The 24,108-nt window shown below is 56.9% G+C and carries 25 protein-coding genes and 1 pseudogene; 11 read left to right on the top strand and 15 right to left on the bottom strand.

Annotated features, from left to right (window positions below; genetic code table 11):
• The first annotated feature begins 175 nt into the window (after positions 1 to 175).
• The 4 genes from gshB to BN874_RS12495 are packed head-to-tail and all read left to right on the top strand — an operon-like array spanning position 176 to position 4,774.
• On the top strand, positions 176 to 1,126 hold the full coding sequence (gshB, locus tag BN874_RS12510) for a glutathione synthase (RefSeq protein ID WP_034433841.1): 951 nt from the start codon (positions 176 to 178) through the stop codon (positions 1,124 to 1,126).
• A 16-nt stretch (positions 1,127 to 1,142) separates the two neighbouring features.
• Positions 1,143 to 2,219 carry an energy transducer TonB family protein gene (locus tag BN874_RS12505; RefSeq protein WP_034433838.1) on the top strand — a complete coding sequence of 359 codons (1,077 nt, stop codon included), beginning with the start codon at positions 1,143 to 1,145 and terminating at the stop codon, positions 2,217 to 2,219.
• A gap of 39 nt (positions 2,220 to 2,258) precedes the next feature.
• Positions 2,259 to 3,383: an ABC transporter ATP-binding protein gene (locus BN874_RS12500; RefSeq protein WP_034433932.1), complete on the top strand. Its 1,125-nt coding sequence runs from the start codon at positions 2,259 to 2,261 to the stop codon at positions 3,381 to 3,383.
• Between the two features lie 23 nt (positions 3,384 to 3,406).
• Complete coding sequence (locus BN874_RS12495) at positions 3,407 to 4,774, top strand: GH1 family beta-glucosidase (RefSeq protein ID WP_034433835.1); 1,368 nt, start codon at positions 3,407 to 3,409, stop codon at positions 4,772 to 4,774.
• 4 nt (positions 4,775 to 4,778) lie between these two features.
• Here the strand turns inward: BN874_RS12495 and BN874_RS12490 are convergent, their stop codons facing one another.
• Entirely contained in the window at positions 4,779 to 5,696 is a 918-nt protein-coding gene (locus BN874_RS12490; RefSeq protein ID WP_034433832.1) for an energy-coupling factor ABC transporter permease, read from the bottom strand.
• Positions 5,697 to 5,924: 228 nt separating this feature from the next.
• Positions 5,925 to 6,614: a putative metalloprotease CJM1_0395 family protein gene (locus tag BN874_RS22645; protein ID WP_051497796.1), complete on the bottom strand. Its 690-nt coding sequence runs from the start codon at positions 6,612 to 6,614 to the stop codon at positions 5,925 to 5,927.
• A gap of 188 nt (positions 6,615 to 6,802) precedes the next feature.
• Between BN874_RS22645 and BN874_RS12480 the strand changes: the two genes are divergently transcribed.
• Complete coding sequence (locus tag BN874_RS12480; RefSeq protein ID WP_034433830.1) at positions 6,803 to 7,045, top strand: hypothetical protein; 243 nt, start codon at positions 6,803 to 6,805, stop codon at positions 7,043 to 7,045.
• Positions 7,046 to 7,060: 15 nt separating this feature from the next.
• On the opposite strand, the gene BN874_RS12475 is transcribed toward BN874_RS12480, so the two are convergent.
• Together BN874_RS12475 and BN874_RS25750 are read right to left on the bottom strand one after the other, a co-directional pair.
• Positions 7,061 to 8,716, bottom strand: coding sequence for a potassium channel family protein (locus BN874_RS12475; protein WP_034433828.1), 1,656 nt, complete (start codon positions 8,714 to 8,716; stop codon positions 7,061 to 7,063).
• Between the two features lie 420 nt (positions 8,717 to 9,136).
• Positions 9,137 to 9,265 (bottom strand): trehalase-like domain-containing protein, encoded by a 129-nt coding sequence (locus BN874_RS25750; RefSeq protein ID WP_230314426.1) that lies wholly within the window; start codon positions 9,263 to 9,265, stop codon positions 9,137 to 9,139.
• A 143-nt stretch (positions 9,266 to 9,408) separates the two neighbouring features.
• Between BN874_RS25750 and BN874_RS12470 the strand changes: the two genes are divergently transcribed.
• The 4 genes and pseudogenes from BN874_RS12470 to BN874_RS12455 form a co-directional block, all read left to right on the top strand.
• A complete protein-coding gene (locus BN874_RS12470; RefSeq protein ID WP_154724914.1) occupies positions 9,409 to 10,281 on the top strand; it encodes a diguanylate cyclase in 873 nt (290 codons plus the stop codon).
• A complete protein-coding gene (locus BN874_RS12465) occupies positions 10,265 to 12,580 on the top strand; it encodes an alpha,alpha-trehalose-phosphate synthase (UDP-forming) (protein WP_051497795.1) in 2,316 nt (771 codons plus the stop codon). The genes BN874_RS12470 and BN874_RS12465 overlap by 17 nt, the downstream gene beginning before the upstream one ends.
• A 26-nt stretch (positions 12,581 to 12,606) precedes the next feature.
• A complete protein-coding gene (locus BN874_RS12460) occupies positions 12,607 to 13,446 on the top strand; it encodes a trehalose-phosphatase (protein ID WP_051497794.1) in 840 nt (279 codons plus the stop codon).
• A gap of 308 nt (positions 13,447 to 13,754) precedes the next feature.
• A pseudogene (locus tag BN874_RS12455) lies at positions 13,755 to 14,104 on the top strand (transposase); the annotation flags it as partial.
• 120 nt (positions 14,105 to 14,224) lie between these two features.
• Here the strand turns inward: BN874_RS12455 and BN874_RS24590 are convergent.
• The gene (locus BN874_RS24590; RefSeq protein ID WP_154724913.1) at positions 14,225 to 14,428 is read right to left on the bottom strand and encodes a hypothetical protein; all 204 of its coding nucleotides are present in this window, start codon (positions 14,426 to 14,428) and stop codon (positions 14,225 to 14,227) included.
• Positions 14,425 to 15,408, bottom strand: a complete 984-nt coding sequence (locus BN874_RS22640) for an ACP S-malonyltransferase (protein WP_051497792.1) — start codon at positions 15,406 to 15,408, stop codon at positions 14,425 to 14,427. The genes BN874_RS24590 and BN874_RS22640 overlap by 4 nt, the downstream gene beginning before the upstream one ends.
• A gap of 175 nt (positions 15,409 to 15,583) precedes the next feature.
• On the opposite strand from BN874_RS22640, the gene folD reads away from it, so the two are divergent.
• Complete coding sequence (folD, locus tag BN874_RS12445) at positions 15,584 to 16,486, top strand: bifunctional methylenetetrahydrofolate dehydrogenase/methenyltetrahydrofolate cyclohydrolase FolD (RefSeq protein ID WP_034433824.1); 903 nt, start codon at positions 15,584 to 15,586, stop codon at positions 16,484 to 16,486.
• Between the two features lie 50 nt (positions 16,487 to 16,536).
• Here the strand turns inward: folD and BN874_RS12440 are convergent, their stop codons facing one another.
• Complete coding sequence (locus tag BN874_RS12440) at positions 16,537 to 16,980, bottom strand: DUF2147 domain-containing protein (protein WP_320411471.1); 444 nt, start codon at positions 16,978 to 16,980, stop codon at positions 16,537 to 16,539.
• Positions 16,981 to 17,125: 145 nt separating this feature from the next.
• Here BN874_RS12440 and BN874_RS12435 point away from each other — a divergent pair, with 145 nt between their 5' ends.
• On the top strand, positions 17,126 to 17,611 hold the full coding sequence (locus tag BN874_RS12435; protein WP_034433822.1) for a CDP-archaeol synthase: 486 nt from the start codon (positions 17,126 to 17,128) through the stop codon (positions 17,609 to 17,611).
• Here BN874_RS12435 and BN874_RS12430 read toward each other — a convergent pair.
• The 8 genes from BN874_RS12430 to BN874_RS23700 form a co-directional block, all read right to left on the bottom strand.
• Positions 17,605 to 18,639, bottom strand: coding sequence for a metallophosphoesterase (locus BN874_RS12430; protein WP_081756371.1), 1,035 nt, complete (start codon positions 18,637 to 18,639; stop codon positions 17,605 to 17,607). The two genes, BN874_RS12435 and BN874_RS12430, sit on opposite strands and share 7 nt — an antisense overlap.
• Positions 18,640 to 18,670: 31 nt before the next feature.
• Positions 18,671 to 19,858 (bottom strand): iron-containing alcohol dehydrogenase, encoded by a 1,188-nt coding sequence (locus BN874_RS12425; RefSeq protein ID WP_034433818.1) that lies wholly within the window; start codon positions 19,856 to 19,858, stop codon positions 18,671 to 18,673.
• A 296-nt stretch (positions 19,859 to 20,154) separates the two neighbouring features.
• Positions 20,155 to 21,207 carry an HpcH/HpaI aldolase/citrate lyase family protein gene (locus BN874_RS12420; RefSeq protein WP_034433816.1) on the bottom strand — a complete coding sequence of 351 codons (1,053 nt, stop codon included), beginning with the start codon at positions 21,205 to 21,207 and terminating at the stop codon, positions 20,155 to 20,157.
• A 13-nt stretch (positions 21,208 to 21,220) separates the two neighbouring features.
• Positions 21,221 to 21,700 (bottom strand): Uma2 family endonuclease, encoded by a 480-nt coding sequence (locus BN874_RS12415; RefSeq protein ID WP_230314425.1) that lies wholly within the window; start codon positions 21,698 to 21,700, stop codon positions 21,221 to 21,223.
• Between the two features lie 42 nt (positions 21,701 to 21,742).
• Positions 21,743 to 22,870: a methylmalonyl Co-A mutase-associated GTPase MeaB gene (meaB, locus tag BN874_RS12410; RefSeq protein ID WP_034433914.1), complete on the bottom strand. Its 1,128-nt coding sequence runs from the start codon at positions 22,868 to 22,870 to the stop codon at positions 21,743 to 21,745.
• Between the two features lie 79 nt (positions 22,871 to 22,949).
• Entirely contained in the window at positions 22,950 to 23,372 is a 423-nt protein-coding gene (locus tag BN874_RS12405; protein ID WP_051497790.1) for a hypothetical protein, read from the bottom strand.
• A gap of 233 nt (positions 23,373 to 23,605) precedes the next feature.
• A complete protein-coding gene (locus BN874_RS12400) occupies positions 23,606 to 23,836 on the bottom strand; it encodes a hypothetical protein (protein ID WP_034433814.1) in 231 nt (76 codons plus the stop codon).
• 3 nt (positions 23,837 to 23,839) lie between these two features.
• A complete protein-coding gene (locus BN874_RS23700) occupies positions 23,840 to 24,088 on the bottom strand; it encodes a type II toxin-antitoxin system HigB family toxin (protein ID WP_081756370.1) in 249 nt (82 codons plus the stop codon).
• Positions 24,089 to 24,108: the final 20 nt, after the last annotated feature.

Here is a 24,108-nt window from a genome sequence, read left to right as displayed (position 1 = left end):
TCCGAAGGGGATTCAGGCAGACGGCTGCGAACGAGGATTCCGATGCACCAGCCTGTTGATGTGAAATCATAGTAGAAGGGATTGGTCTTTTTTGCGCGATTTTTAGCATACTAACCATCGCAATGCCACGACAGAACTTGTATTCGCCCATAACTTTTTTAGGGAACTGCCGACCATGACCCTCAAGCTTGGCGTGGTGATGGATCCCATCGCCACCATCACCATCAAGAAAGATACGACCTTCGCCATGCTGCTGGCCGCTCAATCCCGGAATTGGGAGCTGCATTACTTTGAGCAGGCTGACTTGTACGCTCGCGGTAACGAAGCGTTCGGTCGATCCCGGCGGCTGCGAGTCCAGGATGACCGGCACGGCTGGTTTGCTTTCCACGATGAGCGCGAATTGCCGCTGGCGGAACTGGATGTGATCCTGATGCGCAAAGATCCGCCGTTCGACATGGAATACATCTACACGACCTACTTGCTGGAACTGGCCGAGATTGCAGGAGCGCTGGTGGTGAACAAGCCCCGCAGCCTGCGCGACGCCAACGAGAAATTGTTCGCCCTGAATTTCCCGCACTGCTGTCCGCCCACCCTGGTCAGCCGGGAGCCAGCGCGACTCAAGACGTTTCTCGGCGAACAGGAGGACATTGTGGTCAAGCCGCTGGATGGCATGGGTGGAGCATCGGTGTTCCGGCTGGGCTTGGGCGATCCCAACATCAATGTCATTCTGGAAACGCTAACTGCACATGGGCGACGACTGAGCATGGCGCAGCGTTATGTGCCGGAAGTGATCGCCGGCGACAAACGCATTCTGCTGATTGATGGCGACCCGGTGCCCTATGCGCTGGCGCGGATTCCACAGGCCGGCGAGACTCGCGCTAATCTGGCGGCGGGCGGACGTGGCGAGGGCATCGCGCTCAGCGAGCGCGACCGCTGGATCTGCGCCCAGGTCGCGCCGAAACTGCGGGAAATGGGCTTGTTGTTCGTCGGGCTGGATGTGATCGGCGACTATCTGACCGAGATTAACGTCACCAGCCCGACCTGCGCACGGGAGCTGGACGCCCAGTTTGGACTCGATATTGGCGGCGAGTTGATGACGGCCATCGAACGACGGTTACGGCGCTGACCGCCGCCGGAGATCGATGAACGGCATCCTCAGCCATGACGCAGCCGGCGCTCGCCGGCTAACGCTGGCTCTGTTGCTGGCGCTCGGCCTGCATACTGCATTGTTGTTCGGCGTCCCGACGAACTGGCGGTGGTTCCATGCGCCCGCGCCACCTCGGTTCGACGTGGTATTGTTGCCGCCGGTGGAACGACCCAGCACTCCAGAACTACCGACCGCCGTACCGGAACCGGCAGAATCCGAAGCGCCCGGAACGTCCGAGGTCACACCCTCCATCGCGGTTCCATCGCCCGCGCCACCCGTGCCGGCTCCCGTCGTGGTCGCCAAACCAGCGTCACAACCGCCCGCTGCAAAGCAGGTCAAACCGCCTGTAGTCGCCAAGATCGCGCCACCTTCCCCGCGACCGGTCAAACCCACTGTTCCACCAAAATCAACGGAACCCGCAAAGCCGGTTAAACCGCTTGTAGTCGCCAGGATCGCGCCACTGCTCCTACGATCCGTCAAACCCACTGTCGCTCCGAAACCGGCGGAACCTGTCAAACCGGCTAAACCCGCCCAACCCAAATCATCGCCTACGCCAGTCGAAACGCGCCAACCGGTCGTAAAAACCCCGGCCCGCCGTATCGAACGCCGCGCCGAAACTACCGCCTCCAATCCTTCCGGTCGGCTGGATAGCGGGGCGCTACTTGGGCAAATCACGACCCTGGACACGGAAACTCAGCGGCGGGCAAACGCAAGTATTCGCAGCAGGCGGGTCAATCCGAACGATACGCAATCCCTGGAAGGCTTCTATATCGCCGCCTGGATTCGCAAGGTTGAACGGATTGGCGAAACCAATTTTCCTGAAGTCGCCCGCAAATTGAGTCTGAGTACCGGCCCGGTGCTGGATGTACACATTGGCGCGGATGGTTCCCTGCGCGATGTTCGGGTCGCCCGTTCCTCCGGTAACGCTGAACTGGATCGGGCGGCGCAACGCATTGTCAGGCTGGGTGATCCTTACGCACCTTTTCCGCCTGAATTACGCCAAAAGTGGGATATTCTGCAAATCTCCCGGCCTTGGCGTTTCGACACCGGCGGCCAATTCCAGGCGCGTTAAATTCTATGGTGGAAGCGTTCTACCGGAGTGATGGCGGATATGGCCAGCATTGCTTTTGAGCAGATTGACAAGATTTATCCCGGGGGAACCCAGGCTCTTTTCGCCCTTAGTCTCTCCGTTGCCGACGGTGAGCTGGTGGCGCTGGTCGGACCGTCCGGTTGTGGTAAATCCACCCTGCTGCGGCTGTTGGCAGGACTGGATCAGGCGACCCGTGGCGGCTTGTGGATCAACGGCGAGCTGATTAATCACCTGCCGCCTCAACAACGCAATGTCGCGATGGTGTTTCAGGATTATGCCCTCTATCCGCACATGACAGTGCGGGGCAATCTGGAATTTCCGCTGAAAATGCGCAAGTTGCCTCGAACTGAAATCGCCCGGCAAGTGGCGTGGGCGGCAGAACTGCTTAGTCTCGGCGCTTTACTCGACCGCTTCCCGAAGCAATTATCCGGCGGTCAGCGGCAGCGGGTCGCCATGGGGCGGGCGCTGGTGCGACAACCGGCGGCATTCCTGATGGACGAGCCGCTGTCGAATCTGGACAGCCGCTTGCGAGTGCAAATTCGTTCTGAGCTCAGTGAGTTACTGGATCGATTGGGCGCGACCACGCTCTATGTCACCCACGATCAATCCGAGGCGATGACGCTGGGCGACCGGGTGGCGGTGATGGATCAGGGCCGCCTGCAACAAATCGCGCCGCCGCAGGCGTTGTACGAGCGCCCCGCCAATACCTTCGTGGCCGGGTTCATCGGTAATCCGCCGATGAATCTGTTCCCGGTTCGGGTGACTTCCGCTGGCGATGGCGGTCAACTTCGCTTGGGCGAACAAACCATGCCGCTGCCGGCGCCGATGGCGGATCGCCAGTGGGATGGGCTGCTGACCGCCGGACTCCGGCCTGAACATCTGCATCTTGCCAACGCTGAGGCGCACAACGGTCTGCACGCCAAAGTTAGCGCCACTGAATATCTGGGCCATGAAACGCTGCTGTATGCGCGGATGAGCGGGATGGACGCGCCGGGTTCGACGCTGGTGACGCGACTGCCCGGCATCCAGATTTTCCATCCGGGCGATACCGTTCGCCTGAGCCTGGATCCGATGCAACTCCACTTTTTTGGCGGGGATGGCGCAGCGCTGGATCATGGGAACGCCGATACCTGTTCCTGCCGATAACTTCCGCTTTGGAACTTTCCGTTATGTCCGCCCATTCGTTATTTCCCGCCGATTTCCTCTGGGGCACTGCCACCTCGGCGTATCAAATTGAAGGATCGCCCTTGGCCGATGGCGCCGGGCCGAGCATCTGGCACGAGTTCGCCCATACGCCGGGCCGGGTTCGCCACAATGAAACGGGTGATGTGGCCTGCGACCATTACCACCGCTATCGGGACGATGTGGCGCTGATGCGGGAGTTGGGACTCAACGCCTATCGCTTCAGCGTGTCGTGGAGCCGGGTGCTGCCGGAAGGGCGAGGGCTGGTCAATCGGTGCGGGCTGGACTTCTACCAGCGGTTGGTGGATGCGTTGCTGGAGCAGGGCATTCAGCCGATGGTGACGCTGTATCACTGGGATTTGCCGGCGGCGCTGGATCGCCGGGGCGGCTGGCTGAATCCTGAGAGTGCCCACTGGTTCGCCGACTACGCGCAGGTCTTATTCCGGGCGCTGGATGATCGGGTGAAGCTGTGGGTCACGCTGAACGAACCGTGGGTAATCGTAGACGGCGGCTATCTGCATGGCGCGCTGGCGCCGGGCCAGCGCAATCCCTATGCCGCCCCCATCGCTGCCCACCACCTGCTGCGGGCGCACGCTGCTGCGGTGCAAGCCTATCGGGCCGAAGGTCGGCACCAAATCGGTTTGGTGGTCAATCTGGAGCCGAAGTATCCAGCCACTGAAACAGTCGAGGATTTGAACGCCACCATGCGCGCCGATGCCGACTTTAACCGCCACTACCTCGACCCGGTGTTTTTGGGCAGTTATCCGCCAGAACTGGCGGAGATTTTTGGCCCAGCCTGGCCGGTATTTCCCGAATCAGATTTGGATTTCATCCGCCAGCCGCTGGATTTTCTGGGCATCAACTATTACAGCCGACAGGTAGTGCGCCACGATCCTAATGCTTGGCCGCTGGCGGCTGCTAAAGTCCGGCAGGATCGGCAGACGCATACCGGTTTGGACTGGGAAGTGTACCCGCAAGGGCTGACCGATATTCTGCAATGGGTCGCCAGCCGTTACGGCTCGCTACCGCTGTACATCACTGAAAACGGCGCGGCTTTTTACGATCCGCCGCAAGCGAACAACGGTGAGGTGGACGATCCGCTGCGGCGACGCTATCTGCGTGATCATCTGTGCGCGGCGCTGGCGGCGCAACAAAACGGGGTGAATCTGCGCGGCTATTTCGCCTGGTCGCTGCTGGATAATTTCGAGTGGGCGCATGGCTATTCGCAGCGTTTCGGCCTGATCCATGTGGACTACGCCACGCAGCAGCGAACTTTTAAAGCCAGCGCCCGGTTTTACACCGAGGTCATTCGCAGCCACGGCGCCGCCCTGGTTGCGGGCAGCGCCGGAAAGTAGAGCTTTACGCCGTGCGGGCGCGGGTCAGCGTCAGCGGCAACGCCAGCGCCCCGGCAGCCAGAAAGGTCAGCACTACGCCAATCAGTCCGGCCAGTCCGGTAGACAGCATCTCGGAGCTAACGCCCGCAACCTGGTAGTCCGCCAGCGGGGTTACGAACAGCGGCGCAGCCTCGTGCAGAAGCTGATATTGCGCCATCACCGCTTCCAGACCGTCCGGCAACGCTGAAGCAAACGGACTCAGGCACAGCGCGATCAGCAGCGCGGCCAGCGTTGGCGCAACGAACCGACGGGAGGCGGGAACCGCTCCGATCACCGCTGGGCGATCAAACAACGCCAGCGCCGCACAAGTGATCAGCGCCTCACCCACTCCGATCAGCGCATGGACGCCCAGCATCGCCGGAACCACCTGTTGCAATGGCAGTACGCCATCCAGCGCCAGTTCGACCGAGCAGGCCAGCGCCGCCAGCATCACCGAGGCCCAACTGGCCAGCGCGGCGGCGATCCAGAACCGGGTTCCACTGGCCGGCAGTGTCTTCAACAACCACAACCGCAATAAGCCGCCCAATCCAGCGCCAATCACCGCCATGTTCAACACATTGGCGCCAAGCACCGTCAAACCGCCATCGGCGAATACCAATGCCTGGATCGATACCACCAGTGCCAACGCCAGTACCCCGAACGGCACCCCGAGCAACGCACTGGCCAGGACCCCGCCAACCAGATGTCCCGAAGTGCCGCCACTGATCGGGAAGTTCATCATCTGGGCGGCGAACACCAAGGCGCTAACCGCGGCAAAACGCAGCGCGTGCGGCTTTTCCACCGACCGGTAAGCAGCCCATGCCGCGCCAGCCAGAAAAAGGCCGCTTACAGCGGCGGTTATCGGGCAGAGACTGCCACTGATTAAATCTTGTGAGATGTGCATGGCGCTACTCCTTGAATTTAGCAATGAAAGAATGAACTGGGGAAATTTCAGCATAGCCCAATCGCGCTGCACTGCAACGCAAGAAAATATTTAATCTCCGAATGACTGCACAGAAATACCAAGGATCGCGATAAGCTTTATGCCTATAAAAATCAACATATTAAAAAACAGTGAACGAAACTCGCGGTTGAAAGTGGGCATAACGATTTCTTCAGATTTGAATAATGATCAAGCCGCTAACTGAATGAAGGGTTGGGGTTTGGGCGTAATGGCGGAGACGAACCGCTGGGCCAACCGGCCAGCCGGTGTCTCCTCACCACGATGGAAGAGGTAGCCCCTTTCCGCCATTTGCTGCTGGGCGAGTTCCATTCTTGCTTTCATGGCTCTCTGACTCGCCTGAGCCGCAATGGCGAGATCCTGGCCGGATGGATCGGCGGGGGCGAGCGCGGCGGCGAGAACCGTCTGCGCTTTTTGCAGATTCTCCTCGGGGGTTTTGCCCGGCGAAGTATCGATATTGACGTGACCGCCGATCGCATAATTCTGCCCGTCCGGGCCGCGCTGGTAGCTATAACTGGGACCGCCTTGGGCCAAGCCGCCACTGGCGGCCAAGTGCGCCATCTCGTGCTGACGCACCTTCAAGTCACGCTGCTTCAACTCGCGCACCATGGCTAACTCTGCTTCATTCAACTGGATTTTATTAACCACGGCTCCAGTGACCGCTTTGTCCTTGCCCGTCGCAGACTTCTTCTCCAGAGGGGATATGCTGTCAGTGCGGGTGTTATTTTTTGTCTCCGATTGAACCGGAGTGACCGCGCCCGGACCACCCGGCTGCACATCATCACCTATTGATGAATTGCTGCCACTGCGAATCCACGGCCGGTACGCGAGATCGGGGCGAGGGATCAGATGAGAGATCATTGCGGCTTCCTGAACAGGGAATTGTTGATGGAGGGGGGAGGATGTCCAGGGTAATGTTGCAAAAAACGGAGAGTGGTGGAGCGTCGTATGAAGTCAATTCTATTTTGCTCTTTGACTGGCGAAAACAGCCAGAATTTTATACAATCAAAAGTGTTCTTTAGTAGGACTAATGTATTATGGAGGTGAAAATGATCGGCTCAGTCTTTTCAGGTATCGCGGTGATCCAGTCAGGCATAAAGCGCTTGGATCAAAGTGCGGAAACCATCGCCCGCCAATCGATGACCGATCCCGCGTCGCCGGCTTCTGCCACCGGAGATGTGATCCAGCCCCTGATCGATCAGCAACAGGCGCTGTATCAGGTTCAAGCCGGAGTCAAGGTGATCCAGACGAACAACAACCTGCTCGGCAGCCTGTTCGATGCGCTCGCATGAAATGGTGCGACCCTCTCAAGTGTGCAGATTTTCGGCAGGCGTTGCCTGAAACTCGTGCAGGTACTGTTTCAGGCTGTCCGGCGTTCCACAGACGAACAGGATATCGTCCGGGTGGACCCGGAAGGCGTCATCAAACTTGACGAAAACGGTCTGATCCCGCTCTAGCGCCACCACGGCGGCCCCGGTTCGCTCGCGCACCTGAGTACGCCACGGATGCGCGCCTGCTAGAGCGCCTGCTGCCACCCGGATGAATTTGAGGCGCTGTTCAACCGCGACCGTCTTTTCGCCGAGGAGATGGTAAGCGAGAATTTGCCCCGCGACCTGACCCACTGACAAAGCGAAGTCCGCACCCGCCTGATACAACCGTGGAATATTCGGTGCCCGATTGACCCGGACAATGAGCGGAACTTCGGGCGCGTAATCGCGAACCACCGCCGTAGCAAAGACCCCTTCGCTATCGTTGCTCAACGCCAACACCACCGCGCTCGCGGTACGCACACTGGCTCGGGCCAATGTGGCGTGTTCAAGGATGTTGCCAACGATGTCAACTCCGGGAACCAGTTGTTGGTCAATCACAATGGTGAGTTCATGGGCGTCGCGCAGCATTTCCACCACCTTGCTACCGACGGTGCCGTAACCGGCCACCACGATAGGACCGGTACGGCGAATTGGCGCGGCTAGAAGCTCGACTTGAGCCAGATGGATGTGGGCACCGACCACGACCAGAATCGCGCCTGGCTCGATGCGGGTGTCCGGCCCCGTGGCGATGGTGAAGTGACCGCCACACCACTGGCCGATCACGGTGACGCCGTGATGTTCGCGCAACCGCAGTTCACCCAGCCGCTGCCCGGCCAACGGACTGTCCGCCCGAACCCGGAATTCGGCAAGGCCCACCTGCGCACTGAGGAGATGCAGTCCCTCTGCGGGGGGACTGATGCGGGTACTGGCCCGCGCCGCCAGCGCCGCGCCGAGTACATGGGTTGGGGTGAACACGGCGGATGCCCCCACCTTTAACATGGGAGGCCGGTACAGGGGATCGTTCGCCAGCGCGTAAATCGGACCGCTAAAGCCCTGCTCGCGGGCGATCAGGATACAGATCGCGTTGGCATGGTCGCCGGCGTTAGCGACCACCGCCTGCGCCCGCTCCACTCCTGCTAGCACACCCGGATTTTCGTCGAGCGTCCCGAAAACAACCGGGTAGTCCCGATCACGCAGGCTGCGGGCCAGCGTCATGTCTTCTTCAAAAATGACGAACGCCGCGCCGACACGCTGGAATTCCTCCAGCAGCGAGTCAATCGTAGGGCCATAGCGATAGAACAGCACTCGCCCCGCCATCGCCGGCAGAATGTGCGGCAGCCGCATCTCGAACCGTTCCTCAATGTAGGGCAACACGTACACGGGGAAGACCAGCACCAGGAAGAACATGCCGACAAACTGGGTCAGGATCACGAACAGCGTCATCACCGGATGATGCCAAGGCGCGTAGGCACCGTACCCGGTGGTGGTCAGGGTCTCAGAGGCCCATTCCAGACTCGACCAGAAGTTAATGGGCTTTTCTTCCAGATAGGTCGAACCCAGTTGGTAAATACTGCCGAAGATCAGTACCGCTGTTGGCATACTGACCAGCAGCGCGATCAGGCGCCAGGTCGAACGCTGCAACCGTCGGGACACGTCATGTTTCTCCAGAAAGGGGCTGCGGGATCGTTCGCTTTATGTGGTCATCGCCAATTTATCAGTGCAGCGGTATTGAATGGTAAGAACCAGCTTTATGCGGCGCACCATTTGCTTGCTGTAATTTTTTCAGGACTTTCGCTAAACCCGTAAATTCGTCATACCCGCGAAAGCGGGTATCCAGTCTTTTCAGCGGCTTACTGGATTCCCGCCTACGCGGGAATGACGGAAAGCGAAAGTCCTGTTTTTATGACTCGTTGTCGATGGAATCAATCCAGCGGAAAAACTCCTCCTGTAAATTTTCCTGTGATGGCGATGATTTGCGGCCTGGGCTAGAACATCGGCTTCATCTAACTCTTTGATCTTGCTGAGAGGTGTGCGTTGTACTCACCCAACCCGTCGTGCGAATCACAGGAAAATTTACAGGAGGAGCAATTTCCCGAATAGGGGTTCAGAATCGGGGCGCGGCGCACAGTACCAGTCAATGCTGGCTCGCTCACTGACCAAGGCACTGACTTGGCAATTGCCGATGATGGCGTAGGGATACATGACGATTTTTCCTTCAGGGATATTTACCGGTTGTAGAGTACCCGGATGTCGTTAATATTAGAGATTCTGAATGGGGGATGAGCCTTGCGAAAAGCGTCTCCTCCCTTCGTGAGTATCACATCAATCATACGGAGAGTTAGTCGGTGAATTCACAAATTTTTCTACAAACAATGTGTAACAGGCAATATTGGGTCTTGGTGATCATCGCGTTTCTGAGCGTTATGGGTATTGGTGTTGTCGATTGTATAACAGGGTCTCAAATTACCTTCGCACTGTTTTACCTGTTTCCGGTCGTTATTGCTGCGTGGTTTTCCAACAAAAATACTGCAATTGCCATCTCGCTATTCAGTGCGGTGACTTGGCTCGCGGTCGATTATTTTTTAAACCGTATTTACCCTAATCTATTGGTCTATAGCTGGAATTATCTGTCGCGCTTTATCTTGCTGATCATTATCGCACTCCTGTTGAGGGCATTGAAAACCCTTCTTCTGGAAAAACATGATCTCTCTCGCGAAGATCCTGTCACAAAAAGCCTTAATTTTCGGGCCTTCCATGAGATTGCCGAAGTCGAGGTTAGTCGTGCCATCCGCTATGGATACGCCTTGAGTCTGGCCTATATTGATGTCGATAATTTTAAAGCGATCAACGATACGCGAGGCCATGATGCCGGTAATAAGCTGCTCTGTGCAGTGGTCGATGCGATTAGGGAAAATTTGCGTGATAGCGATATTGTCGCTAGAGTTGGCGGTGATGAGTTTATTTTGCTGCTACCGGTTACCGATCAGGCCTCAGCACAGATTGTGATCGCCAAAATTCAAAATCATCTGATGAGTGTCATGGATAAAAATGACTGGCCGGTAACTTTCAGTTTTGGGGTTTTAACCTGCATTGAAAATATTCCGGCTATTGACAGGATAATTGCAATGGCCGACCATTTAATGTATTCCGTTAAGAAAGGCTCTAAAAACGGGGCCAAATTTATGACCTACTGGAACCAAAATGAAACTGATTCTTAAGTTTGTCATTCCCCTGATCATCGTGTTAGGGATCATTGGCGCAATGATGGTTCCGGTGATGGATTTAGTGACCCAGCGCTGGTTTATCAAGGATCTGGAATTGCGTAGCCAACTGGTGACCAATACCCTTCAGGAAAGCTTGCAGCCCTTGCTGTTAACGAAGGGCCGCGAGCGGAAAAGCAAGATCCAGGCGCTCCTGGACAAGGTCGCCCAGGATGAACGCATCCTGGCCATGGGCTATTGCGATGCCAACAATGTATTGGAGTTCAAAACCATCCTGTTCCCGGCGGATTTGGCTTGTCAGGATATCCCCACCGACCCTCAAACCTCAGCCAATACGCCGTTGCCGTTGATGACCAAGACGCTCAAGGGGGGCCGCTTCAGTATCACTGCCACCCCCCTGGTCGCGCTGTCAGTCGAGGCAGAAGGCGCGTCATCCGTCGCGGTTGGGTTGAGCCGGCTGATCATCGTCCATGACCTGAGCGTGGCCGAGCGGCGCAGCGGCGACACCCGTAATTATCTGATTGCGCTGATTCTGATCATTGGCGTAGTGACCTCGCTGGTTGCGGTGCTTGTAGCCCGCTGGAGCCGCAAGGAATGGATGAATTCGATGCGAACCCTGCTCAACGAGGTACGCAAGCCCAGCCTTGCTGATAACCTGGTTGCGCCCCAGCACCAGGAATTTCAACCGATCCTGCGCGACATCAAGAACCTGATGCGGGATCTGGAAGATAACCGTGCTATCAGCGACGACCTGCAACTGCACTGGACCCCGCAAAAACTGCGTGAAATCCTGTCCACTGAACTGTCCGGCGATGAAGTCATTGTGGTGTCCAACCGCCAGCCCTACATCCATAGTCGGGTCGGCGATCAGATTGAGGTCCATTTTCCGGCCAGCGGGCTGGTTACGGCGATGGAGCCGATTGTCCGGGCCTGCTCCGGGGTATGGGTGGCGCACGGCAATGGCTCTGCTGACCGTGAGGTGGTGGACGAACGGGACCGGGTCAAGGTGCCGCCGGACAATCCGCAGTATGAAATCCACCGGGTCTGGCTCAGCAAGGAAGAGGAACTCGGCTACTACTACGGCTTCTCTAATGAAGGGCTGTGGCCGTTGTGCCATATCGCCCATACCCGCCCGATTTTCCGGGGTTCGGATTGGGAGGAGTACGTCAAGGTCAACCAGAAATTCGCCGATGCCGTGGTGCGGGATGCGCGGAGCGCCGACCCGGTGGTATTGATTCAGGATTACCACTTTGCCCTGCTGCCGCAGATGATTCGCGCCCAGTTGCCGCAAGCCACCATCATCACCTTCTGGCACATTCCCTGGCCCAATCAGGAAGTCTTCGGCATCTGCCCGTGGCGGGAAGCGATTCTGGAAGGCTTGCTCGGCAGCACCATCATGGGTTTCCATACCCGCTATCACGCCGACAATTTCATTGATACGGTGGATCGGTTTCTGGAGTCGCGGATCGAACGGGAGACCTCGTCGATCTCCTACAACGGCAAGATCACCCTGGTGCGGCCCTACCCGATTTCGATTGAATGGCCGCCACGCTGGTTGGCGGAGGTGCCGCCTGGTCCGGAATGCCTCCAGCGGATTCATGCCCGCGACAACATCCCTGAGGGCATTCTGATCGGGATTGGGGTTGACCGGCTGGATTACACCAAGGGCATTGTCGAACGATTTCGCGCTATCGAACGCCTGCTGGAAAAGCATCCCGAATGGATTGGCCAGTTTTCCTTTGTGCAGATCGCCGCGCCGTCCCGCTCCTCGCTGCCGGCCTATCAGCATTTCGACGCCGAGGTGCGGGCGATGGCCGAGCAGATCAATATCAAGTATGGCGATGGCCGTTATCAACCGATCATTCTCAAGATCGAACACCATGAGCCGGTCGATGTCTTTCAGTATTTCCGCGCTGCGGTGCTGTGTCTGGTCAGCAGCCTGCATGACGGGATGAATCTGGTCGCCAAGGAATATCTGTCCGCCCGCGATGATGAACAAGGCGTGTTGATTCTCAGCATGTTTGCCGGCGCCTCACGGGAACTGACCGAGGCGCTGATTGTGAATCCCTACGACATCGAGCAGTGCGCCGAGGCGTTGCATGTCGCCTTGTCCATGCCGGCCAGCGAGCAGCGGGAGCGGATGCATGCGATGCGGAGCTACGTCAGTGAATTCAACATCTTCCGCTGGGCGGGCCGGATGCTGCTCGATGCGGCGACGGTGCGCCGGAAAAACCGCTTCGCCCTCAAGCTGTCCAGTTTGGGCGCTAATGCGCCGCAACTGAAAGAACTCTCCTGAACCCCTCTATCTACGGGAAATCATTCGTGCAACCCTTCTTCTCCAAAACCGGTATCGCGGCCTTACGCGAATGGTGTCGCCAGCGCCCGTTGTTCGCCCTGGACTACGACGGCACCCTGACCGCGCTGGCTAGCGATCCCCGCGAGACGCTGTTGGCGGTGAACATCCAGACGCTGGTGCGCCGTCTGCGCCACTATGTCCCGGTGGCCGTCCTGTCCGGGCGGCATCGCCCTGAACTGGCGACCCTGCTCGCTGGGGTGGAAGTCGATTTCATGATCGGCAACCACGGGCTGGACTGGGGTGATCCGACCCATCCCGAATTGCAACGGGTGCAGGGCCTGGTAAACGGCTGGCTGGAGCAATTGCAGGTCTCGCCGTTGCCGACGGTCGCCCCGTCCGGCTGGTCCCGGCGCTGGAGCGGGGGGCGGGTTGATCTGCCGGGGGTGTGGGTCGAGGACAAGCAGTACACCCTGACTCTGCACTACCGCAACGCAGCCGATCCCGATCAGGCGCTGGCGGTCATTAACGCGGCATTGCCCAATTTGCAGCCGGCCCCGCAGATCAGCGGCGGCAAACGGGTGGTTAACCTGTTTCCCGATGCCGAGACCAACAAGGGCAGCGCCTTGGTGCGGCTAATGGCGGAACAGAGCTTTGGCCGGGCGATCTTCTTTGGCGACGATGACACCGATGAAGATGTATTCCGCCTGGAGCATCCCGCCATTTTGGGCGTGCGGGTCGGTTATAGCCCAGCCTCGCACGCCCGGTTTTATCTGCGGCGACAACAGGATATGAGCAAGGCGCTGGCCTACAGTCTGGCTTGCCTGCGGCGGGCATCTGCTAACGGATGGATGCAGCAATCCGGCTGAAATTGTGAAATTCCCTTTGTATGTTTGAAGTTTGGTAGATTTTCCCAGAACGTGGTAGCGCGATTCCCCTCTGGGATCCATGATCCGGTTAAAGAGCTTGCAGCGCCGTGTTCCGGTTTTTGTGAACCGCGCTCCTCCAGCGTCGGCGGCGATTGATCGCGATGCTTACCGCCGAGAAGAATCGTTTGGCGAGCGCGCATCGTCAGGTGCAAGCGGATATCCGCACGACCATCACTGGGCTGGAGCAACGCCTCCAGGCCCTGGATAACAACCTCCACGGCCGCCTCCGCGCCAGTCCGGTGTGGCGCGAGCAAGACGATTTGTTGCAGAGCGTTCCCGGGATTGGCGCAGTCACGTCGGTGACCTTGCTGGCCCTGCTGCCCGAGTTGGGGACGCTGGATCGGCGTCAAATCAGCGCCTGGGTGGGCGTCTGTCCGTTGAATCGGGATTCGGGTCAGTATCGAGGACAGCGGTCGATTTTCGGCGGGCGGGCAGTGGTTCGCACGGCGCTGTACATGGCGACCTTCACCGCCCGCCGGTTCAATCCCATCATCAAAGCGCCTTTTACCAACGGCGGCGGGCCGCAGGCAAACCGGCCAAGGTCGCTCTGACGGCCTGCATGCGCAAATTGTTGACCCTCCTGAACACGATGCTTAAGGCCACCCCCCCAGGCAGCCTCCTGAGGAGTGCAGGGCCTGATGTTTTCAACACAGTTGCTCCTTGGATAAGGAGGTGTGGCGCGAAGCGCCGGGGTGGTTTGAAGCGGCGATTTCACCACTCAGACCGGACTTCTATAGACGGGTCGTTCCGCCGCCATTGTTTCGGACTGCGGCGCGACGTTCTCGCTGGATCGCAGGGTAGGAGACGCGGGTTCCGCTGCCGGCAACACCCGGATCGCCTCGCAACGGCGATGCAAATGTTGCATCGCGACTTGGTTAAGCAGGCGGCGGGCGCGTTGAGCCTGAGCAAATATGCGGGTCATGGTTGTAATGCTGCTGCGGTTTGACGCAAGGTTTGGCTATTGATGGCGGCGTGGTAGTGGACGCTGTAATCCGAGCCGCGCAGCGCTTTCTTGACCATGCTTTCCAGATTGGGGCGCTTATCCTCGGGATTCGCGCCGCTGCCCAGCCCACCGCCAAATTCGACCATGGTGGTCACACCGTCGCGAAAGGCGGTTTCCAGGTTACCGATCCAGTTGACGGGGTGGAACAGTTGATAGAACAACCGGGTTTTGATGGTGGCCGGATCGGGATCGTGGTGGGTTCCGCTGTAGTTGGAGAGGACGCGGAGGGTGGGTGCATGCATCTCCGCAGCGTCCAGTACCGGACGGAAGTGCAGAGCAGCGGTAATCATATAGAATGTGTGGAAGGCGCCTTCGGTCTTGAGTCGGGTCGGCTTTTTGCGGGGAAAGTGAGCCAGCGCGTCCTCGGTCAACCGGTCGAGATCTTCGCCGCGTCCGCCGACCACGGTCTGATCGGGCAGGTTGGAGGCCGCAATGGCGCAATAGTGCTTCTCGGCCAAGGACTGAATGTTGTCAAGGTGCAGCGGGAAAGCCAGCATTTCACCGTCACCGTAAGTTCCCATGCACTCACCGCGCTTTTGCACCAGCCGCAGGGCAGTCTCGAAATCCAGCGCGCCCGCCGCGACCAGGGCGCAGTATTCGCCGAGACTGTGACCCGCCGTTAGCGCCGGTTGCACTTGACCCTCGGTCAGTTCGCGGAAAATGTCCAGGCAGACCAGCGAGTGGGTGAGCAGGGCGGGCTGGGTGTGACGGGTGAGCTTGAGGTCTTCTTCCGGCCCTTCCAGGCAGAGCTTGGCAAGGTCGTAACCCACGATGTCATTGGCCTGTTCGTAGCGCCGCTGGGCGACTGGAAAATCGCGGAGCAGGTCACTGCCCATTCCGACGTACTGGGAACCCTGTCCCGGAAATACGAACACGATCTGCTGGTCCTGACTTGACACGGCCTGCGCACTCCTGTTGGGTGTAGTTGGGAAAGCACGCAAAGATTACGGGCAAGTTACAGACAAGACAAGGTGAGAGGCAACGCCGGGCAATCGCGCTCGCTGTTTTTTTGTGATATTTACCCAATTAATTCACCCTGCCACTCGAAGTAAAGTGTCTATCACGAGGAATCTCATGGCCACGGCCACCATCATTGACGGTAAAAGTTTCGCTGCCCGGTTGCGCACCGGCATCACCGCGCAGATTACCCAACTCAAAGCTGATCACGGTATCACCCCCGGTCTGGCGGTGGTGCTGGTGGGCGAAGATCCCGCCAGCCAGATTTACGTCCGCAACAAGGGTCGGCAGGCGCGGGAAACGGGCATGAACTCTTTCGAGCAGCGATTGCCGGTGACCGCGAGCCAGACCGAGTTATTGGCGTGCATTGCCGGGTTGAATCAGGACCCGGCGGTCAACGGGATTCTGGTGCAACTGCCGCTGCCCAAGCAGATTAATCCAGAGGCGGTGATCGAAGCGATTGCGGTGAGCAAGGATGTGGATGGTTTTCACCCGCTCAATGCCGGCCTGCTGGCGGTGGGAGGGGCTGCGATGGTGCCGTGTACCCCGCTGGGTTGCCTGATGTTGCTCAAGGATCAATTAGGCGATCTGGCGGGCAAACGGGCCGTGGTGTTAGGGCGTTCCAATATCGTCGGCAAGCCAATGGCGGCGCTGCTGCTGCGCGAGCATTGCACGGTCACGATGGCTCATTCCCGTACCCGCGATCTGGCGGCGGAATGTCGGCGGGCGGAGATTGTGGTGGCGGCGGTAGGGCGGCCGGAAATGGTCAAGGGCGACTGGCTGCAACCGGGAGCGACGGTCATTGATGTCGGAATCAACCGCCTCCCGACCCCGGACGGTAAAGGCCGGCTGGTGGGCGACGTGGAATTTGCCTCGGCGGTTGAGGTGGCGGGCGCGATCACTCCGGTTCCCGGTGGAGTCGGGCCAATGACGATAGCGTGTCTGCTGCTCAACACCTTGACTGCCGCTTGCCGGCAGCACGGCATCCCGGTTCCAGAGATCAAACCGGCGGCAGAATAGCCCTCACTACCAATCCCGCCCCCACCAGCGGGAGCGGGGCGTCAACATGCTTAATTCACTCGTTGCCATTGCTGTTGCTTGCTGAAGAACATCCACTTGCCGGTGACCTCCAGAGTCTTGCCGTTGCTGCTCAGCTTGGCTTTGCTGGTGTAGGTACCGCCGTCGGCTGGATTAAAGATTTTGCCGTCGATCCATTCATCGCCGTCTTTCTTCAAATCCCACAGGATGCGCATCCCGACTAATGGTTTATCCTGTAGATTGCCTTCGCATTTACTGCAAGTTTTTTCGGCAGCGCCTTCCAGCAATTCCACAATCTTGCCGGTCAGTATTCCGTTATCCTCGGTAATCTGCACAATACTCTTGGGCTTGCCCGATTTGTCATCAATTGTTTTCCATTGACCAACCGGCGAGTGAGGATCAGCAGCTTGGGCCGTGGTCAATAACAATAATCCGCACAAAACACTGAGACTGGTGCTAATAAGGGGCATCTTCATTGAGGAACTCCTTGGTTTTTGAAGCGTGATCGCTGAGAGAAACGGGCGGGCAACGGTTGGATCAGTGTAGGCTGAGGCTGTCGCTTTTGCCTGGTATGTACCGGTCACCTTGGTAGTAAAGATTCTCGAAGGATCGGATTGCAACATGTTACCTATCGAAATCAAATTGCTGCTGCTGATTGTGATCGCAAATGGCGCCCCGGTGCTTGCGGCGGCAGTCTGCGGCACTTGGGCTAAGCAACCAATTGACGGAGGCCGGGTGCTGGCGGATGGACGGCGCTGGCTGGGAGATTCAAAGACCTGGCGGGGAGTGATCACGGCTGCATTGGCAGCGGGTGTGGGGGCGGTGCTGTTGGAGGTGCCGGCATGGATCGGAGGCATCATCGGCATCGCCGCCATGATCGGGGATCTGCTGTCGAGCTTTATCAAACGGCGGTTAGGTATACCCACCAGCGGGATGGCTCTGGGACTGGATCAAATTCCCGAAGCCTTGTTGCCGCTGCTGGCGATAGCAGGCGAGTTTGCATTGAACTGGCCGGTTATTGGCGGGACGGTGGTCGGCTTTATCGCGCTGGAACTTGCGTTGTCACCGATCTTCTACTGGATCGGCATTCGTAACCGGCCTTATTGATCCGGGGTCGATCCGCTTCGCAGGTGATGCAGGGTGATTTCCGGCGGACAATTGAACCGGACTCCAACCACCGAAGCGCCCGATCCCACTGAGGTATAACCCTGCATGGCATGGTAGCGCCAAGCACCCTTGCAGAAGCGGCGTGGGCAATCCGCATTGGTCATCAGGGCAACCCCGCCTGGCAGGCAAATCTGTCCACCGTGGGTGTGGCCGCTCAGCATCAGGTCGAAACCGGCGTGTGCGGCCCGCTGATAGGGTTCCGGCGAATGCGAGAGCAGGATGGCGGTCGAGTCCGGCGGGATGTGCTGCGCGGCTTTGTCGAAATTATCCACCTGAAAATAGTGCGGATCATCAATACCCGCCAGATGAATAACCTCACCGTCGAGTTCCAGAGCCACCGCCTCGTTGAGCAGCAGGGTGATGCCTAACGCCTCGATCCCCGGCGTCATGCGGATGGAATCATGGTTGCCCAGGACCGCGTAGATCGGACCGTGGAGAGCATCGCGCACTTGGGCCAGGGCGGCGAGGGCGGCTTGGTAGTCACCGAAAGTCTTGGCCCGGAAATCGCCAGTCATCACGCAAAAGTCGTACTGCACCTGCTGTAGGCGCTCGATCAGCGCGGCAGGGTAGCCGTCGGCCATATCGAGATGCAGGTCGCTGAGGTGGAGCAGAGTCAGGCCGTCGAAGGCGGCGGGCAAGTGGGGGATAACAACTTCGTTGTGGCGGATCTGAATGGAGGTTGCGTTGCGCACCCCCCAACCGTACAGCCCCAGGCAACGCAGGGTCAGGCGAATCAGGGCATGGATCGAATACCAGTTTTCGATGTGAAAGACCGTTCGTCCGCGTCCGAAGATTTGGGTCGCGTGGTCGGCTTCAATGCCTAATCGTTGCTGCAAGTGAACCCGGCCAATCCGCTTTTCCAGCCGCTTGAGTTCAACGGTTTCCCGGTCCACGACTACGCCGGTAGAGGGCCGCGTGCCTGCTGGTCTGGAAGAAGGGCGATCATCAGGAGCGGGAGGTTTTTTCATAACAGGTTCTCCTGGCCGTGATTCAGTGGGTTTACAGCCGCTGTTTGAGTACAGCCGCGATTTCAGCATCACGCAGCACCAGCGGATTAGTCTTCATGCTGCTGCCCCGCGAATGGGCGACCACCTGGGCGAAATCACTCTCCTGAATCCCGTAGGCGCTTAATCGAGGTAAAGCCAGTTGTTCAGTCCAGTCGTCCAGCAACCCCAGCAACGCGGCATGAGCTTCACCAAAATCAGCATAGTGCTGCCGGTGCAGAATTTCAGCGGCGCGGGCGTATTTGCGCCATGCAGGATTTTCGGGATCGCGTTCGCGCAGTGCGGCGAGATTGACGCGGGTGGCGACGCCGACCAGTGTGCCGCAGACCACGCCATGCGGAATGGGGAAAAATGCTCCCAGTGGCGAAGCCAGCCCATGCACCGAGCCTAGCCCGGTTTGCGCCAGACAGACACCGGATAGCAGCGCTGCATAGGCCATGTGCGACCGACCAGCAGCCGCTTCTTCGCTACCCTCGTACCAGGCGAATAGACCTTCCCGCACTGCATTTAGCCCGCTTTCCGCCAAGGCGTCAGTCAATGGATTGGCTTTGATCGAAACATAGGATTCCAGCAATTGCGTCAGCGCGTCCATCGCGTTGGCGGCGATCTGCGGCTGAGAACAATTCGCCAGCAAGTCGGGATCCAGCAGGGCGTATTCCGGAACCAGCAGATCATGGCGGAAGGATTTTTTGAAACCGGCGGGACCGCGCACACTGAGTACGGCATTTTTGGTGGCTTCGCTGCCGGTGCCTGCAGTGGTCGGCACCGCGATGAACGGTGCGGCGGGACCGTGATACGGTTTCTCCGGCCCGACTCCTTCCAGATAATCCATGACGGAATCGCCGATGTGCAGTAAACCGGCAATCGCTTTAGCGGCGTCCAGCACACTGCCACCGCCGATGCCGACGACTGCCGTAATATCCTTGCCCTGGAATTGCCGGACGGCTTCATCTACCCGTTGCGGCGAGGGTTCATCGTCAATCCGCGTGTGTTCCCAACCGATTTCAGCCTGTTCCAACGCTGCCAGTAATGTCGGCCAGTGCAGCGAATTGAGGAATGAGCGTTGGCCGGTCACCAGCAACACCCGGTTGCCGTATTGAGCGATTAGGCTGGGTAGTTTGCTGATGGAGCCGGCACCGAATTCGATACGCGGTAAACGAGCGATGGAGAACGGCTGGATCACGAACGGTTGCTCCGATTAGCGTGGGGAGTAAACCAAAACTTCCTCTAGTTGTTGGGAAAGGGGTAGGAAATGAGCGTTGTTTGGCGGGTCCCGTTGCCCCTTAACCCTCAACTGCCATTAACTTAAGCGGTACGCAGTGCGTACCCTACAGCGGCTACAGCGGCTACAGCGGCAAGATTGAAGTAGGGTACGCACTGCGTACCTTGAGGTCAGGTCTGAACCGTTCACGAAATTGCTTAAGTTAATGGCAGTGCCCCTTAACCCTCTCCCACTGGGAGAGAGGGCTTGATGCGTTTTTAGAACCCGTACAACGCCTTGTATTCAGGATCACGGCTGGCGATCAATTGGGCGAGATTCAAGACGACCTTGCACTGTTTCCAGGTCGCGTCGTCCTGCATCTTGCCGTCAATCATCACCGCGCCGCTGCCGTCGGGCATGGCCTCGACCACTCGCTTGGCCCAGGTTACTTCCTCCGCTTTCGGGCTGAACACCCGCTTGGCAATGGCGATTTGGTTGGGATGCAGGGTCCAGGTGCCAACGCAGCCCATCAGATACGCATTGCGGAACTGATCTTCACAGGCCACCAAATCGGCGATGTCACCGAAGGGGCCGTAGAAAGCCAGCGCACCCACACTGACGCAGGCGTCCACCATCCGACCAATGGTGTAATGCCATAAATCCTGTTGTGCAGTAGGTCGTAGCGCATTGGGGTTATTCGGATCAGGATCGGTGCGCACCACATAATCGGGATGACCACCGCCGACTCGCGTGGTCTTCATTCGCCGCGATGCTGCCAAATCGGCAGGACCGAGGCTCATCCCCTGCATTCGCGGGCTGGCATTAGCAATGTCATCCACATTAGCGACGCCGAGCGCGGTTTCCAGAATGGCATGAATCAATAACGGCTTTTTCACACCATATTTGGCTTCCAATTGCGCCAGTAATTGATCAGCGAAATGAATGTCCCATGGCCCCTGAATCTTGGGCAGCATGATCACGTCCAGCTTATCGCCGATTTCACCGACCAGCCGAGTCAAATCATCAATAAACCATGGACTATCCAGACTATTGACCCGAGTCCAGAACTGGGTATTACCGAAATCCACGGCCTTGCCGATTTTTACTAATCCTTCGCGGGCGGCTTCCTTGCGGTCAATCGGCACGGCGTCTTCCAGATTGCCCAGCATAATATCTACCGTCTTGGCGATATCCGGTACCTTAACCGCCATTTTCGGATTGCTGGGATCGAAGAAATGAATCATCCGCGATGGCAATACGGGAATTTCCCGCAGTGGTTCTGGAGCGCCAACAACTTTAGGTTTGAAGAAATCACGGGGACTGCGAAGCATAATGTTTTCCTCCTCAAATCAGCACTGGATTAGGAAAATAACCAGCAAGTTCACTATGTTCGATCTCGCCGGTGTTTTGGTGAAACGTAATGTTCCCGTTTTTATCACAAACCCAAACTTCTCTGGCGCCCCCGGCAAAATACAACTCCTTTTTTTCATTCATTTCCATCATTGTATTTGAAGGGGACAAGATCTCCACGCAAAGTTGTGGGGCCTGCTGAAACGGATTTTCACCTCGATGGTTGGCGATGAAACTACTTGAAGCCCAAGCAACATCAGTCACTTTCACGCCTTCCCGGGTTTGGACCGAGCATTCGGTAATAACGATACCATTATCAATTAACCGGCTCAATAAAGCTGTAATTTTAGCTTGATACATTCCGTGTTCGTTGGTCGCCGGACTCATGATGATATGACCCCATTTGTCGGTTTGTATCTTGAAGGGGAGTTCTCTAAGAATTGGATTCGCACAGATTTCAGCCCAGTCCATCATTGACATTCCCCATGCAATTGTTTGGTTCCACCTGTAGGTTTCCTAACCCTCATATTTCCTGATCAACATCTGCGCCGCTACGGTCGGGGGTATATGGCCTTCAATCACTGCATGATCGATCTCGGCGCGAATGCTGTCGACCCCACTATGACTAAAGAAGCTGGCACGCAAATGCTCCTCAACCATAGAGTATACCCAATCCAGGGTTTGGCGCTGTCGGCGCTTTTCAAATACGCCGCTGGCGGTAGTTTGCTGGCGAAAATCGCCGATCACTTTCCAAATGGCCTCAATACCTTCGCCGTTCGCTGCCGAACAGGTGTAGGCGCGGGTGTGCCAGCCCTTGGTCGCGGGAGCGAGATAGTGCAGGGCGCGGTTGTAATCGGCTTTAGCGGCATTGGCGCGAACCTTGTTATCGCCGTCGGCTTTATTAACCAGCAGAGCGTCGGCTAACTCCATGATACCTTTTTTAATGCCCTGCAACTCGTCACCAGCCCCGGCTAACATCAGCAGCAGGAAGAAATCTACCATTGAGCGCACCGTAGTTTCACTCTGGCCGACACCCACCGTTTCCACCAGAATCGCATCGAAGCCAGCAGCCTCGCAAATCAAAATGGTTTCTCGACTTTTGCGGGTCACGCCGCCTAAAGTGCCGCTGGAGGGTGAAGGGCGAATGAAAGCGCGAATATCACGCGAAAGCAATTCCATTCGGGTTTTGTCGCCCAGAATGCTGCCATGAGTCACGGTGCTGCTGGGGTCTACCGCCAACACGGCGACCTTGTGGCCCAGTTCACACAGTTGCAAACCAAGAACTTCGATGAAAGTGCTTTTGCCGACGCCCGGCACGCCGGTAATCCCCACACGGATGGAATTACCGGTATTGGGAATCAGTTGCCGCAATACCTCTTGCGCCATATCGAAATGGGCTGGAGCATTGCTTTCCACCAAGGTAATCGCCTGCGCGACAATGTTGCGGTCGCCGGCCAAGACTCCCGCCACATATTCATCCACGCTCAGTCGACGGCGACGCGGGATCGGTCGGCGCGGCACGGCTACGCTGGCTTGGCCGGGAATGCCATCATGACCGCCTTCAACGCCGATCATAACGCTGGTAGTGAATTCGGCTCCGGCATCAGCAGGAACCCAGTCCGGTTTACGTGTGATTTCGTTCATGGGGATAGTTTTGGTGTGCTGGAAATAATGACCCGGCGAATAGCCGAAGAAGAAGGCCAAGGGTGATGGGCAAAAGTGACTAGGCTTTGAAGGTATCGGAAGTTTTAACGCCAGTGAAAGCTATTTCACCGCTATTTATTTGCTTTGCAAATTGCGGCGCCAGCATTTTTATATTATTTGAGTAGGCATTTTTCCATAACTCTTTTAATCGTTCTCTGGCAGATTCATTGATATAAGCCTCTTCGGATTTTTCAATGAGCAGCATGGCTATATCGAGCGCCATTGTTACATCATTTCTACGCACGGTTACGGCAAAAACAAAATCATCCTTATCCATAATCATGGATGACTTCCAGTAATCCAGATGTTCTTCCAGTTCATATTCGTATAATTCATATCTCATTTTACTATCGTTAATTAGAGCATTTTCCAGTGCTTCTTGAATCCTTTTTACTTTTATGATGCTTTCCAGCCACTTTTGAATTTTTCTTGCTGTCATCATGCTGTCCTTTGGTTCGGTTGTATCATGGATATTTTCAGAGCGTTAATTGACCACGACGCTTGTAGTGAATTCAGTAGCCAAGTAGGGTACGCATCGCGTACCCGTCATTAGGTCGCATCAGCAACCGTAAAGTAGAGCGGGTTAGGGTGTAAGTCCGTAACCCGCTAATTGCACAGAGTCGTTCAATTTCGGTGGGTTACGCTGCACTAACCCGCTCTACGCACTAGTCAAGGTTAACTATTGGTCAATTCAGCCACATAATTTGTTTCATAATTTTCAATTAATATGCCGAGTATTTCCATCATAGAAGCTAGAGGATGAGTCTCGTCTTCACCAACTTCATCAACGAGATCATCTAGCAAAAGGACAAGTTGATCATATTCTTTTTCGGTATGAGGGACATAAATAAAATTCGCAAGAGGAATCCAGGCTTTTTCTGCTTGCTTTATCTTGATGTTTTGCATAATTTATTTCCTCCATCTATTTTGATCATAGTCTGAGTGAGTTAAAACAGCTCTGATGTAAACTTTTCTCCTGTTGTAGTGAACAGCAGCAACTAATCTTACTTTGTTTCCACCAACATTAAATACCGTTAGCTTGCCTACCTGATCTGCGTTAGGGAACATCAAGCGTAACTCTGAAAAAGAAGTAAAGTTATTTTGTTTCACCAGTTCATATAGCTCTCCTATGCAGGTTGTGGAATTTTTAGATACCATTCTATTTTTCTAAAATTAAA

The organism is Candidatus Contendobacter odensis Run_B_J11 (assembly GCF_000531125.1).
Taxonomy (GTDB): Bacteria; Pseudomonadota; Gammaproteobacteria; order Competibacterales; family Competibacteraceae; genus Contendibacter; species Contendibacter odensensis.
This window is presented reverse-complemented; position numbering and strand designations above follow the sequence as displayed.